12 protein-coding genes are annotated in these 13,617 nt (G+C 52.8%); 9 read left to right on the plus strand and 3 right to left on the minus strand.

The window, feature by feature from the left end; genetic code table 11:
- The first annotated feature begins 4 nt into the window (after positions 1-4).
- Positions 5-3,559 carry a glycosyltransferase gene (locus AC6I7J_RS08085; RefSeq protein WP_136545835.1) on the plus strand — a complete coding sequence of 1,185 codons (3,555 nt, stop codon included), beginning with the start codon at positions 5-7 and terminating at the stop codon, positions 3,557-3,559.
- Positions 3,560-3,623: 64 nt separating this feature from the next.
- Here AC6I7J_RS08085 and rfbD read toward each other — a convergent pair whose 3' ends face one another.
- Genes rfbD through rfbA form a run of 3 tightly spaced genes read right to left on the minus strand, consistent with a single transcriptional unit; the run spans position 3,624 to position 5,882 of the window.
- A complete protein-coding gene (gene rfbD / locus AC6I7J_RS08090; protein ID WP_136545837.1) occupies positions 3,624-4,481 on the minus strand; it encodes a dTDP-4-dehydrorhamnose reductase in 858 nt (285 codons plus the stop codon).
- On the minus strand, positions 4,466-5,014 hold the full coding sequence (gene rfbC, locus AC6I7J_RS08095; protein WP_021509897.1) for a dTDP-4-dehydrorhamnose 3,5-epimerase: 549 nt from the start codon (positions 5,012-5,014) through the stop codon (positions 4,466-4,468). The genes rfbD and rfbC overlap by 16 nt, the downstream gene beginning before the upstream one ends.
- A gap of 1 nt (position 5,015) precedes the next feature.
- Positions 5,016-5,882, minus strand: a complete 867-nt coding sequence (rfbA, locus tag AC6I7J_RS08100) for a glucose-1-phosphate thymidylyltransferase RfbA (RefSeq protein ID WP_021509898.1) — start codon at positions 5,880-5,882, stop codon at positions 5,016-5,018.
- A gap of 320 nt (positions 5,883-6,202) precedes the next feature.
- Here rfbA and AC6I7J_RS08105 point away from each other — a divergent pair, with 320 nt between their 5' ends.
- The 8 genes from AC6I7J_RS08105 to AC6I7J_RS08140 all read left to right on the plus strand — a co-directional run bounded on the left by AC6I7J_RS08105 (position 6,203) and on the right by AC6I7J_RS08140 (position 13,569).
- A complete protein-coding gene (locus AC6I7J_RS08105) occupies positions 6,203-7,171 on the plus strand; it encodes an HNH endonuclease signature motif containing protein (RefSeq protein ID WP_150057836.1) in 969 nt (322 codons plus the stop codon).
- 143 nt (positions 7,172-7,314) lie between these two features.
- Positions 7,315-8,037: an RNA polymerase sigma factor FliA gene (locus AC6I7J_RS08110; protein ID WP_021509900.1), complete on the plus strand. Its 723-nt coding sequence runs from the start codon at positions 7,315-7,317 to the stop codon at positions 8,035-8,037.
- A 49-nt stretch (positions 8,038-8,086) separates the two neighbouring features.
- Positions 8,087-8,590, plus strand: coding sequence for a flagella biosynthesis regulatory protein FliZ (gene fliZ, locus AC6I7J_RS08115; RefSeq protein WP_031280184.1), 504 nt, complete (start codon positions 8,087-8,089; stop codon positions 8,588-8,590).
- Between the two features lie 131 nt (positions 8,591-8,721).
- Entirely contained in the window at positions 8,722-9,708 is a 987-nt protein-coding gene (locus AC6I7J_RS08120) for a D-cysteine desulfhydrase (protein WP_222951916.1), read from the plus strand.
- A gap of 148 nt (positions 9,709-9,856) precedes the next feature.
- Positions 9,857-10,657, plus strand: a complete 801-nt coding sequence (gene tcyJ / locus AC6I7J_RS08125; RefSeq protein WP_021509903.1) for a cystine ABC transporter substrate-binding protein — start codon at positions 9,857-9,859, stop codon at positions 10,655-10,657.
- The gene (tcyL, locus tag AC6I7J_RS08130; RefSeq protein ID WP_058757420.1) at positions 10,657-11,325 is read left to right on the plus strand and encodes a cystine ABC transporter permease; all 669 of its coding nucleotides are present in this window, start codon (positions 10,657-10,659) and stop codon (positions 11,323-11,325) included. The genes tcyJ and tcyL overlap by 1 nt, the downstream gene beginning before the upstream one ends.
- Positions 11,322-12,074 (plus strand): L-cystine ABC transporter ATP-binding protein TcyN, encoded by a 753-nt coding sequence (gene tcyN / locus AC6I7J_RS08135; RefSeq protein ID WP_021509905.1) that lies wholly within the window; start codon positions 11,322-11,324, stop codon positions 12,072-12,074. Before tcyL ends, tcyN begins: the two co-directional genes overlap by 4 nt.
- A gap of 412 nt (positions 12,075-12,486) precedes the next feature.
- On the plus strand, positions 12,487-13,569 hold the full coding sequence (locus AC6I7J_RS08140; RefSeq protein WP_058774543.1) for an acyltransferase family protein: 1,083 nt from the start codon (positions 12,487-12,489) through the stop codon (positions 13,567-13,569).
- The last annotated feature ends 48 nt before the right edge of the window (positions 13,570-13,617 follow it).

The following is a 13,617-nucleotide window of genomic DNA, read 5'->3' on the forward strand; positions in this document are numbered from 1 at the left end:
TGCGATGAAAGAGAATAAACTGGTTTCAATAATAATACCAGCATATAAAGGTGATTTCTTTGAACTGTCTTTGCAAAGTGCTGTGCAGCAAGATTATCCTGCGGTTGAAATAATAGTTTGCGATGACAGTGATAGCGATTTAATTAGTAACGTTGTCAGGAAATATCAAAACACTACGCCTGTAAAAATATCATATTATAAGAATGAGCAAAGATTACAGGAAATTGGCAATGTCAGACGCTGCCTGTCACTTTCTAACGGTGAGTATGTCAAGTTTCTTTATGACGACGACATTTTACGTAAAGATTGCGTTTCTAAACTGATGAAAGCATTCACTGCCTCTTCGGATATAGTGTTAGCTTCCTCGCGCCGCCAGAGGATCAATGAGCAAGGCGATGTTCTTCCTGATATCATGGCCACAGCATATCCTTTTCGTGGAGATGTTATCATTGAAGGGCGAGATTTAATCGCGTTCCTTAGTGATTATATCATCAATTTCATTGGTGAACCTTCATGTGTGCTTTGCCGCCACCAGGACTTAGTAGATCTGGGAGATGAATTATTCTTTCTGAATGGAAAGCGCATGCGTTATCTGGGGGATGTGGCGATTTATGTCAATTTACTCAGTAAAGGAAATTTTGCTTTTCTCAGTGAACCACTTTCGCAATTCCGTATCTCAGAACAGCAAGTCAGCCAGATGGCCGCTTCGGATCAGGAAGCTGTGGCTACAACTTACCAACAATTTCCATTAATGATCGAGAAATTGGGTTGGTACAAAGGCGATCATATCACCAACCAGACAGTGCGCGCATCTGCTCTTACTCATCCAGGAAATTATATTGAATGTAATTTGCTCGCGGCGCTGAGTAGTGCTTTGCATCTTTCAGGTGGCAGTCGTGCTAACAAGAACCTTGATGACTGGTTAAAAAGTCGGGAAATAACGAAAGTCCAGTCTGCTTATATAGAAAATCACCTGTCTTCAATTTCAATTAATAAAGTTGTTGTATATGTGCTTGCCAGAGAAGCAGATAATGAAAGTATTAATGTCACACTAGATAGCCTGGAGAAAAATGCCACACCAGGATTAATAATTCATCCAGTGCTGATCAATGCAAATTTAATTGATTTTACCTCCATTGAGAATCTGAAGAATAGCGATCTGAATGAGTTTGAGCTTGTTAATCAACATTTGTCAGAAGCTACAGTTGACTGGGTTCTCATTCTTAAAGCAGGCTCTATTTTGACTAGCAGTGGTTTATTGCAAATGTCGTTCGCCCTGCCTGATGCGAAAGGATGTGCTGCAGTTTATGCTGATGAGCTTTATCATCAATCTGGTGAGGTGACAGGCTCATCATTTCGGCCTGACTTCAATCTTGATTTGTTACTAAGCCACCCTGCGGAAATGGCAAAACACTGGCTTTATAATCGAAATGTGCTGTTGAATGTGGGTGGATTTGACCCAGCCTACCGTAAAGCATCTGAGTTCGAACTTATTGTTCGTCTGGTCGAGCAATATGGTATCAATAGTATTGGTCATCTGCCAGAACCTCTGGTTATTTCTGAAAGTTTTTTATTAACTGACGAACCAGAGTATCGGGATATTCTTCAGAAGCATTTGCACAGGCGTGGATACACAAAAGGTTGGGTGAAAAACACATGGCCTGGTTTATATAGCCTTCGCTACGAACACGCAAATCAGCCGCTGGTTTCAATTATCATTCCTACTAAAGATCAATTGCCAGTACTCATCACGTGTGTCACTTCTCTTTTAGAAAAGACGCATTATAAAAACTACGAAATTATTGTCGTAGATAATAACAGTGAAACCGCTGAAGCGCAGCAGTGGCTGGCCGGATTAGCTGAAATTGATCCGAAACGCATAAGAGTACTTAGTTATCCCCACCCCTTCAACTACTCGGCCATAAATAATTTTGCAGCTCGTGAAGCCCGTGGTGAGTATTTGGTTTTACTCAATAATGATACAGCAATAATCAATGAAAACTGGTTAGACGAGCTGTTGAATCACGCACAACGGCCCGAAGTTGGGATCGTTGGGGCCAAATTACTTTATCCTGATGGTCGTGTACAGCATGCTGGTGTAATTCTCGGTTTACGTGGTCCAGCTGAGCATCCTTTTATTGGTGAAGCTGCAGACGCACCTGGTTATATGCGCCGCCTGTTGGTTGACCAAAACTACGCCGCTGTTACGGCTGCGTGTCTGATGATTCGTGCAGAAATTTACAGAGAAGTAGGTGGACTCAACGAAGAAGACTTTAAGGTTTCATATAACGATGTTGATCTATGTTTAAAAGTACGTGAATCTGGATATTTAACCGTATGGACACCTCACGCTGTGGTAATGCATGAAGGTAGCGTGAGCCAAAAGCGAGTCGATAAAACAACGCAGGAAAAAAAGATCCGCAGATTTACTGATGAGCAGGATGCTTTTTATCGCCGCTGGATGCCATTAATTGCAAATGATCCTGCATACAACGCTAATCTTTCACTCAATGGTAATGGTTTTGAACTTGAGCAAGGTGATGCTTTAACCTGGCGGCCGCTCTCATGGAAACCAATGCCTGTAATTACCGCATTAATGGCGGATTTTACCGGATGTGGTCAATATAGAATCATTCAGCCACTGAATGCAATGATCTCAGAAGGGCTGGTTGAGGGCAGATTAACGGATGTAATGCAACATGCTTCGGAACTTGCCCGTTATGCACCGGACAGTATAGTGTTGCAAAGGCAGATCACTCCTGAATCGCATGAGTGGTTAAATCGATTGAAGGTGTTACCTGACATTTTTAAAGTTTTCGAGCTTGACGACTACTTACCTAATTTACCGATGAAGAGCATTCATCGTGAACATATGCCTAAAGATATTTTGAAGTCGATTCGTAAAAGTCTCAGTTTGGTAGATCGTTTCATCGTTTCTACCTCAGCGCTGGCAGATGCGTTTTCAGGCGCTCATGCTGATATCAGAGTGGTGGAAAACCGACTTCCGCCAGCTACATGGGGCAACCTGACTAGTTTGCGAGGGCAAAGTAAAAAACCGCGGGTGGGTTGGGCAGGAGGCTCAAGCCATACAGGCGATCTGGAAATGATTTATGATGTGGTAAAGACTCTTTCGGATCGAGTGGAGTGGGTATTCTTCGGCATGTGTCCAGCTAAATTGCGTCCATATATTCACGAATATCATCAGGGCGTTGAGATTAAAGACTACCCAGAAAAACTCGCATCATTAAATCTGGATCTGGCGTTAGCGCCGGTTGAAGATAATTTATTTAACCGCTGTAAGAGTAATTTACGTCTGCTTGAATATGGCGCCTGTGGTTTTCCAGTCATTGCAAGCGACGTTGAGTGTTATCGCTATAACCTGCCAGTGACTTTAGTACGTAACCGTTACAAAGACTGGATTGAAGCCATCGAAATGCACCTGAACGATCGTGATACGTCCTGGCTTATGGGTGATGCGCTGCGCGAGGCAGTAAGAAGTGACTGGCTGTTGACGGGCGAACCGTTAAGGCAGTGGGCAAAGCTCTGGTTGCCTGATTAAGTGAATAAAAAACCCGGTTTAATCCGGGTTTTTTTATGCATGAAGCAAATCAGCTATCGTGTTATCAGGCGATAGCTGAACTTTCACTCTGCGGAAAAAAATCCGCGGTAAGTTTATTTTGCCAGTCCGATGCCTCAACCCCCAGCGCCGCTATCCGCGCGGTGTTCATTACGCTGTTTACCGGCCTTGCCGCTGCCATCGGATATTGCGCACTGCCAATCCCTTTCACCAGCACATCCCGCTGCGCGGCCACAAAAATCGCCTGGGCGAATTCGCACCAGCTGACCGCCACATCGCCACAGTAGTGATAAACGCCGGCGGCTTCCGCACGGGATGCCAGGGTGATAATCGCCTGTGCCAGATCGCCGGCATAGGTCGGGCAGCCGGACTGATCGTTCACCACGCTGATTTCGCTGCGGGTTTCTGCCAGCCGCAGCATGGTTTTGACAAAGTTTGCACCGTACTCACTGAACACCCATGAGGTGCGAATCACTACGGCGTCCGGCAGCACGGAGAATACACGTTTCTCACCCTCCCATTTGCTCAGTCCGTAGAAATTAATCGGGCAGGGCAGATCGCTTTCGGTATAAGGCGTTTTTTTACTGCCATCAAACACATAATCGGTGGAGAGATGAATCAAGCGGGTGCCCTGCTGGTGAGCGGCGATGGCGAGATTTTCCGGGCCGATGGCGTTGACCTTCATGGCGCGGATACGGTCGGTTTCTGCCTTATCGACCGCGGTATACGCGGCGGCATTGATGATCACATCGGGACGGAATTTCTTCACCACCCGTTCCACCGCCGGGCGGTCGGTAATATCTAACTCGGCAGAGCCACAGGCCAGCAGCACCCACTCTGCCGGCACCCGATCCAGTAAACAACGGCCAAGCTGGCCATAAGCACCGGTTAACAAAACGCGCATTGCACTAACTCCTGCAGGGAGAGTCCTTGTTGATCTTTTACCGATAGCAGAGGCGTCGCTACCGGCCATTGCACCGCAATTTCAGCGTCATTCCACATCAGGCAGGCTTCATCCTGTGGGTTGTAGTAATCAGTACATTTGTATTCGAAGTCAGCGACCTCGGAGAGCACCACAAAACCATGTGCCAGACCCGGTGGGATCCACAGCTGGGTTTTGTTCTCTTCAGACAGCTCCAGCCCGGTCCATTGGCCAAAGGTGGGCGAATCCGCACGGATATCGACGGCAACGTCAAACACCGCGCCGCGTACCACGCGCACCAGTTTGCCTTGCGGCTGGGTTTTCTGAAAATGCAGCCCGCGCAGCACGTTACGCGCCGAACGGGAGTAGTTGTCCTGCACAAAATCCAGGTCGATATCCAGCAGTTGCTGATAACGCCGCTTCTCAAAGGTTTCGAGGAAGAAGCCGCGGGCATCGCCAAACACTTTAGGCTGGATAATTTTTACATCAGCAATTTTCGTGGTGATGACCTCCATCTCACTCCTCCACCAGCATCTTCAGATAGTGACCATACTGCGTTTTGCCGAGATAGGCGGCGCGCTGCAGCAGCGACTCGCTGCCGATCCAGCGCTTGCGCCAGGCGATCTCTTCCAGACAGGCAATTTTGAAGCCCTGGCGCTTTTCAATGGTATGAATGAAGTGTGACGCTTCGAGTAAGCTCTCGTGGGTACCGGTGTCGAGCCAGGCAAAGCCACGTCCCAGCACTTCGACGTTGAGCAACCCATCGTCGAGATACATCTGATTGAGGGTGGTAATTTCCAGCTCGCCGCGGGGAGAAGGGCGAACTTCCCGCGCCATGGCGCAGACGTTTTTATCGTAAAAATAGAGGCCGGTGACGGCATAGTTCGATTTTGGCTGTGGCGGTTTTTCTTCAATGGAAAGCGCGCGGAATTGCTTATCAAACTCCACCACGCCGAAGCGCTCGGGATCCATCACCTGATAACCAAATACCGTAGCGCCCTGCGGCCGCGCGACCACGTCTTCAAGCTTTTTACCAAAGCTTTGCCCAAAGAAAATGTTATCGCCCAGCACTAATGCGCAGCGCTCACCGGCAATAAAAGACTCACCGATGATAAACGCCTGCGCCAGGCCATCGGGCGATGGCTGCACCGCGAACTGCAGATTGACGCCGAAATGGCTGCCGTCGCCCAGCAAACGCTGGAATCCCGCCAGATCTTCAGCGGTAGTAATCACCAGGATGTCACGAATGCCTGCCAGCATCAGCACCGAAAGTGGATAGTAAATCATCGGTTTGTCATAAACCGGTAACAGCTGCTTCGATACGCCACAGGTTACAGGATGCAGGCGGGAACCTGTCCCGCCCGCCAGCACTATACCTTTCATCATTGCCTTCCTTATTACGCGTCTCTGCTCTCCACAGAGTCATGCTGTGAGCATACGAGCGCGCAGGAATAATTGATGGCGCGAATAACCGATAAAAAAGCGGGCATTGCCGGGGATAAGCGGAAGGAGAGAAAAGCAGCGGGTGGGCATTCCTGCTGAGCTAAATCAAATTGGGCTGTTGTGCGGCAGACGATTTCCCCTTGCGCATCATAACCTCAAAAAAGTAACCATCCTGTTACAGCCTGGGTCAGAACTGCCGATAACCCTCTTCAGAATCATTCCAATTTTTAAGCTCTATTTTTCCTGTTTCTGGGGTGTCTATGCGCTTCAATTATGACTTGTTACCGGGTGAGCAACTGACCTTCGATGAGATCGCGCTGCGCTATGCGCAGCAGCATCCTGATGAGAAGGAACTCACCGCCCGCGGGTTGCTCAGCCCGTCAACCAGCTACCGCAACCTGGTGATCCGCGCGCTGTTTGCGCAGGAGGAGCTGAACAGTCCGCTGGAGGATCTGCTGTTCGTCTCCGACGATAACGAGCGCAAAAACTACCTGCGCCGCTTCGAGCATTACCTTAAAAACCAGCAGGCGTTTCTCTATTTTCGTCGTAACGATGAAGCGCGTAAAAGCGGACGCTGGAAAGTGATCGGCGAAACCCGGGTCTACGCGATGCTCGATCCCCGCTCGGCGGAAGCGCAAAACCTGCTCAACAGCCGCGGTTTCAAGCTGGTGCTGATGCGTCAGACCGAAGAGGATGAGTACTGGCAGCTGTTCGATCCGCAGGCGCACCCGTGTTTCCCGCTGTCGCGCAAGATCCAGTTTTTAGTGGTGCTCAGCACGCCACAGCAGAAAATGCCCAGCGCGGTGATGCCGGGTACTGAAGTGGGGCGGCGCGTCAAAGCGAAAGTGTTCCAGCGCGCCAGCCAGGCGGAGTTCAGCGCGGCGGTGAAGGCGCGCTATGGTGGCTGCATTATTACCGGCACGCGCTTAACCGAGCGCCACAGCTGGCCGTGGGTGGAAGCCTGCCATATCGACACCCAGGAGAATGAAGAGGGCTTCCTGGCGGATAACAGCGTCGACAACGGCCTGTTCCTGCGCAGCGACCTGCAGCGGCTGTTTATCAACAAAATGATTAGCATTGACGCAGAAACCGGTCAGGTGCTGTTTAATTCCGCGCTGGAATGCGACGAGTCCATTAGCCCTTTTTATCAGGCGCTTGAGGGCAAAACCTGTGCGCTGTGGGACGCCGTCCCGCCTGGCACAAGGCAGCGGCTGCGTAATCTGCGCTGAACCTGCGCACAATGGCGGTGCGATCCACCGCCATCCATAACAAATTTGAAATAACCTCGCTTTTGCCTGCCTATTCTGCCAATCGAAACCGCTACAGAATTGGATAATCATGCCGATAACTTTATTAACGCAGGGTAGTCAACGTGAACGATCTCTATACCGCCGATGGCGTGATGGATAAACATTCGCTCTGGCAGCGCTACGTTCCTCTGGTGCGGCATGAAGCGCTGCGCCTGCAGGTGCGTTTGCCAGCCAGCGTTGAGCTTGACGATCTGCTGCAGGCCGGTGGTATTGGCTTACTGAATGCCGTGGAGCGCTATGACGCGCTGCAGGGCACCGCCTTTACCACCTACGCCGTGCAGCGTATCCGGGGCGCAATGCTGGATGAGCTGCGCAGCCGCGACTGGGCACCACGCAGCGTACGTCGTAATGCGCGCGAGGTGGCCGGCGCCATGCATCAGGTAGAGCAAGCGTTGGGGCGCGCGGCTACCGAGCAGGAAGTGGCTGAGCGGTTGAATGTTTCGCTGGAAGAGTACCGGCAGATTCTGCTGGATACCAATAACAGCCAGCTTTTCTCGTACGACGAGTATCGGGAAGAACACGGCGACAGTGCGGAACTGGTCACGGAGGGGCATGAGGAAGCCAACCCGTTGCATCAGTTAATGGAAGGAAACCTGCGTGAACGCGTGATTGAAGCGATTGAGGCGTTGCCTGAACGCGAAAAATTGGTGCTCACACTGTACTACCAGGAAGAACTGAACCTGAAAGAGATTGGCGCGGTGCTGGAAGTGGGGGAATCCCGCGTCAGCCAGTTGCACAGTCAGGCGATCAAACGCCTGCGGGCCCGTTTGACGGGAGCGCGCTAACAGACTCAGTTCCTGGGGAACCAAAAATAAAAAAACCGGGGACTCAGCAATGGGAGCCAAAGTTAAAGCCAGACCGTTAAGTCGCTACCTTAAAGACTACAAACACAGCCAAAGCAACTGTTCACACTGTGGCAAAGTTTTAGACCGTATGGCGTTAGTGTTCCGCGGCCAGATCATCAATAAAGAGGCCATCGCACGCATGGACCAGATGATTGACGATCAGGTATGGATGAAACTCCAGCCGGAACTGACGGCGCTGTGCCGTTTCTGCAGCGATATTTTTTGTAATACCCATCCGAATTACTTCGATATCATGGCGTTCAAACAATATCTGTTTGAGCAGACCGAGATGAGTCACAGTACCATTCGTGAATATGTGGTGCGTCTGCGTCGTCTTGATGACATGCTGAAAGCGAAAAATTTCCCGGCAGAAAGGTTACGGGGCAACAGCTGGCATGAGTGTCTGCAAAACGATCTGCCCGATGCGGGCAACAATAACTACCGTATTGCACTGCGCAAATATGACCAGTTCTTAGGCTGGCAGCGCGGCTAAGGGTGATTCAGCCCCGGTTACTGGTGAGCATGCCAGCAACCGGGGCGCGTCGCGATCAATTCCGGATGCGACTTTTCTCATCTTCTGCAACACTGTAGGGATAACTGCACATTGCCCGAATGGAGGCTGCATTGTCCTTACATCTTCTGCACCAGTTTCCCCGTCTTGAACTGCTTGGCGCACCGACGCCGTTAGAGCATTTGCCACGCCTGTCTGATTACCTCGGACGCGATATCTTTATTAAACGTGATGACGTCACGCCGGTGGCGCTGGGCGGTAACAAGCTGCGTAAACTGGAGTTTCTCGCTGCCGATGCGCTGCGTGAAGGCGCCGATGTGCTGCTGACCGCCGGCGCGATCCAGTCCAACCACGTGCGCCAGACGGCAGCCGTGGCGGCGCGTCTGGGCCTGAAGTGCGTGGCGCTGCTGGAGAACCCGATTGGCACCGACGCCGCCAACTACCTGAGCAACGGCAACCGCCTGCTGCTGGACCTGATGGATGTCGAGGTCGTGATGGTTGATGCGCTGCACAATCCGCCGCAGCAGCTGGCAGAGCAGGCAGAACGGCTGGAAGCGCAGGGCTTCCGGCCTTACATTGTGCCGGTGGGCGGCTCGAATGCGCTTGGCGCGCTCGGCTACGTCGAATGCGCGCAGGAGATTGCCCATCAAAGCGAAGGCGTGGTGGATTTCGCTGCGGTGGTGGTGGCGTCGGGCAGTGCCGGGACGCATGCCGGGCTGGCGATCGGTCTGGAACAGCTGCTGCCGAATAGCGAGCTGGTGGGCGTTACGGTGTCGCGCAAGGTTGAGGCGCAGCTGCCGGTGGTGGAGCGCATTCGCAGCGCGCTGGCACAGCAGCTGGAGCTGGAAGCGCGTGCGCCGCTAACCCTGTGGGATGACTATTTTGCGCCGCGCTACGGCGAACCCAATGACGAAGGCATGGAAGCGGTGCGCCTGCTGGCGCGGCTGGAGGGCATTATGCTCGACCCGGTCTACACCGGCAAAGCGATGGCGGGTCTGATCGATGGCATCAGCCAGAACCGTTTCCGCCGGGAAGGGCCGCTGCTGTTTGTGCATACCGGCGGCGCACCGGCGTTATTTGCTTATCATCCTTCGGTATGAGACAGCAGCAAAAAAAGGTTTATAATCCAGCGGTTATTACAAAGAGCACATGCCGGAGCGGCACCCTTTATTGCGAGATAAAGCGCCGCGCCCAAAATGAGCGTTAATTAACCATAAGCACACAACACATCACAATAATGGGGTAAACATGGCTTTCTCTCCGATTCGTCGCCAGCTGGTGATGGGAATGATGGCGGTCGCACTGGTGGCGGGCGTGAACGTAAAAAGCTTTGCGGCAGAAGATTTGCTGGCGCAGGTCAAGAGCAAAGGTGAGCTGCGCGTCGGGCTGGAAGGCACCTATCCGCCGTTCAGCTTCCAGGATGAAAACGGCAAGCTGACCGGTTTTGAAGTCGAGTTTGCCCAGGAGCTGGCAAAACACCTCGGCGTGAAAGCGGATCTCAAACCGACCAAATGGGACGGTATGCTGGCCTCGCTGGATTCCAAACGTATCGACGTGGTGATCAACCAGGTGACCATCTCCGACGAGCGCAAGAAGAAGTATGACTTCTCCACGCCGTACACCATCTCCGGCGTGCAGGCGCTGACGCTGAAGAAGAACGCGGGCTCCATCACCAAACCGGAAGATCTGTCCGGCAAGAAAGTCGGCGTGGGTCTCGGTTCTAACTATGAGCAGTGGCTGCGCGACAACGTCAAAGGCGTGGATATCCGTACCTATGATGATGACCCAACCAAATATCAGGATCTGCGTTCAGGCCGCGTTGATGCCATTCTGGTCGACCGCTTAGCCGCGCTGGATCTGGTGAAAAAAACCGGCAATACCATGGCGGTGGCTGGCCCGGCGTTCTCCCGTCTGGAAGCGGGCGTGGCGCTGCGCAAAGGCAATGAATCGCTGCTGAAAGCGATTGATGGTGCGATTGCCGACATGCAGAAAGATGGCTCGCTGAGCAAGCTGTCTGAGAAGTGGTTCGGCGCGGACGTCACGAAATAATGCAGGAAAGTTTACAGCTGGTGCTGGATTCAGCACCTTTTCTGCTGAAAGGCGCGCTGTTCACGCTGCAGCTGAGTATCGGCGGGATGTTCTTCGGCCTGATACTCGGCTTCGTGCTGGCACTGATGCGCCTGTCACGCTTCTGGCCGGTCAACTGGCTGGCGCGTTTCTATGTGTCGATCTTTCGCGGCACGCCGCTGATCGCCCAGCTGTTTATGATCTACTACGGTCTGCCGCAGTTTGGCATTGAGCTCGACCCGATTCCGTCGGCGATGATTGGTTTGTCGCTCAACACCGCGGCCTATGCCTCGGAATCGCTGCGTGGCGCGATTGCGGCTATTGAGCGCGGTCAGTGGGAAGCGGCCGCCAGCATCGGCATGACGCCGTGGCAGACGCTGCGTCGCGTTATTCTGCCGCAGGCGGCGCGCACCGCGCTGCCGCCGCTCGGTAACAGCTTTATCAGCCTGGTGAAAGATACCTCGCTGGCGGCCACCATTCAGGTGCCGGAGCTGTTCCGGCAGGCGCAGCTGATCACCTCGCGCACGCTGGAAGTGTTCACCATGTATCTGGCGGCTTCGCTGATTTACTGGGTGATGGCTACGGTGCTGTCGGCGCTGCAAAACCGGCTGGAAGCGCACGTCAATCGTCAGGATCGGGAGGCAAGATGAGTGCAATTGAAGTCCGTCAGCTGGTGAAACAGTTTCACGGCCAGACGGTGCTGCACGGTATCGACCTCGATGTCGCGCCCGGCGAAGTGGTGGCGATCATCGGTCCGAGCGGTTCGGGCAAAACCACGCTGCTGCGCAGTATTAATCTGCTGGAAGTGCCGGAAAGCGGCCAGGTCAAAGTCGGTGACATCAGCATCGACGCAAGCCTCGGCCTGCATAAGCAGAAGGATAAAGTGCGGCAACTGCGCCAGCAGGTCGGCTTTGTGTTCCAGAACTTCAATCTGTTCCCGCACCGTTCGGTGCTGGAGAACATCATTGAAGGGCCGGTGATCGTCAAAGGCGAAGCGAAGGCGGAAGCCATTGCGCGCGCACGCACGCTGCTGGAGAAGGTCGGTCTGCACGGTAAGGAAGAGAGTTTCCCGCGCCGGCTTTCCGGCGGTCAGCAGCAGCGCGTCGCAATTGCCCGGGCGCTGGCGATGCGTCCGCAGGTGATTCTGTTCGATGAGCCAACCTCGGCGCTGGATCCTGAACTGGTGGGCGAGGTGCTCAGCACCATCCGCGCGCTGGCGCAGGAGAAACGCACTATGGTGATCGTTACGCATGAGATGAGCTTCGCGCGTGACGTCGCCGATCGCGCCATCTTTATGGATCAGGGGCGTATTGTGGAGCAGGGCCCGGCTAAAGCGCTGTTCAGCAATCCGCAGCAGGCACGCACCCGGCAATTTCTCGACAAGTTTCTCAATCAATAATCTCTCCGGGCCGGTTCGCTGGCCCGAATTATTTTCCCGCTAGCAAAATATTAAATACCGCGCTTACCTTTTTGACGCATTAATAAATTTATTTCCCGTCGATATAATTAATGCTGGTTTACTCCGCTGCGGAATGTTCTTAATTTCCGTGCGGCAATACGTGCGCGGCGCACCGTCAAATTATGCCATGAATGCTTAAATAACAGCTATTCACGGCTAACCCGCCGGGCGGTCAATTTATCTCTGGTACTGTAAAGTATTGTTATATCAGGACCAGCGTAAAAGTTTTAGGAGTTTCGCTAGAGTCAGCCCCTGCTGCTTGTTGAATAATCGTTGAATAACCATAAAGGCTTCACTGCCTGTTTCTTCATTCTTCTCCTTTAAGACCTACACCGCAGCAGGAGTCAAAAATATGAATAACGCCAGGAAAGAAGATATTGCATGGGTGAATACCCTGAAAGGGGTGTGCATATTGCTGGTGGTGCTGTACCACACCGTATTACCCGGCTTTGAAGGCACGGTTAAATATCTCAGCGCCGGCTGGATTCCGGCGGAAATATGGGTGCAGTTTAATACGGTGTTATCACCGTTGCGTATGCCCGCCTTTTTCTTCGTCTCCGGCCTGCTTGCCACCAACGGCATTCTCAACCGGCCGTGGAAACAGGTGTTTACCAGCCGCATTACCAATCTGTTCTATCTCTATGTGCTGTGGGGCTTTATTCAGTGGTGGTCGATTGTCGGCATTTCGACTGAAATCACCGGCCAGCGTATCTCGCAGAACCTCAACGCGGCTTACGCCGGTTCGCTGCTGGAGTTCCTTAAGCTGACCTTCCTGGCGATGAGCACCTCGTGGTACCTGTACGGTCTGGCGATCTACTTCCTGTGCGCCAAAATCTTCCGTCAGCACAAAGTGGCGCTGCTGGTGGCGGCGGTGGTGCTGAATTATCTGGCGGTGGAGAAGATCATTCCCTACTGGGGACCGCAGAGCGTGGCGCAGTATTTCCTGTTCTTCCTGCTGGGCGCGTTCTGGAGCCCGCTGATGTTGCGCCTGAGTCAGCTGCGCCGCGAGAACCTTCTGCCGTGGGCCGCGCTGGCGGCGCTGTCCGGTCTGCACGTGATTTTTGGCCTCGATAAGAGCCTGTTCATGTGCATCATCGCGGTGCTGGTGAGCGTGGCGGCGTGCCGCTGGCTCAACGCGCACTTCAGCATGCGTTACTTCAACTGGATTGGCCGCAACACGCTGCAGATCTACGTTATCCACCGCATTTTTATTGAGTTCTTCGGCATGTCGGCGATTCTGTTTGCGCAGCGCCATCATCTGTTTGAGCAGGCGTGGTTTGCACTGCTGTGGGCGTGCTTCTATCCGCTGGCAATTGTCGGCATCTGTTCGCTGTGTTCGGTGGCGGTGTGGTCGCTGACCAACCGTGGGCTGGGGCAGTCGCTGTTTGTGTTCCCGACGCTGATTGGTTTGAAACGCAGTAAGTCGGTGGCGTGATGCTCGCAGGTAAGGTTTAAAGTGGTACAAAAACGACGGAACGTTTCG

The organism is Type-C symbiont of Plautia stali (genome assembly GCF_059730935.1).

Bases quoted from the DNA above. Each gene is read 5' to 3' on its own strand.
- AC6I7J_RS08085 (WP_136545835.1), top strand. From the start codon at position 5: ATGAAAGAGAATAAACTGGTTTCAATAATAATACCAGCATATAAAGGT.
- rfbD (WP_136545837.1), bottom strand. From the start codon at position 4,481: ATGCGCGTTTTGTTAACCGGTGCTTATGGCCAGCTTGGCCGTTGTTTA.
- rfbC (WP_021509897.1), bottom strand. From the start codon at position 5,014: ATGGAGGTCATCACCACGAAAATTGCTGATGTAAAAATTATCCAGCCT.
- rfbA (WP_021509898.1), bottom strand. From the start codon at position 5,882: ATGAAAGGTATAGTGCTGGCGGGCGGGACAGGTTCCCGCCTGCATCCT.
- AC6I7J_RS08105 (WP_150057836.1), top strand. From the start codon at position 6,203: ATGCGCTTCAATTATGACTTGTTACCGGGTGAGCAACTGACCTTCGAT.
- fliZ (WP_031280184.1), top strand. From the start codon at position 8,087: ATGGGAGCCAAAGTTAAAGCCAGACCGTTAAGTCGCTACCTTAAAGAC.
- tcyJ (WP_021509903.1), top strand. From the start codon at position 9,857: ATGGCTTTCTCTCCGATTCGTCGCCAGCTGGTGATGGGAATGATGGCG.
- tcyL (WP_058757420.1), top strand. From the start codon at position 10,657: ATGCAGGAAAGTTTACAGCTGGTGCTGGATTCAGCACCTTTTCTGCTG.
- tcyN (WP_021509905.1), top strand. From the start codon at position 11,322: ATGAGTGCAATTGAAGTCCGTCAGCTGGTGAAACAGTTTCACGGCCAG.
- AC6I7J_RS08140 (WP_058774543.1), top strand. From the start codon at position 12,487: ATGAATAACGCCAGGAAAGAAGATATTGCATGGGTGAATACCCTGAAA.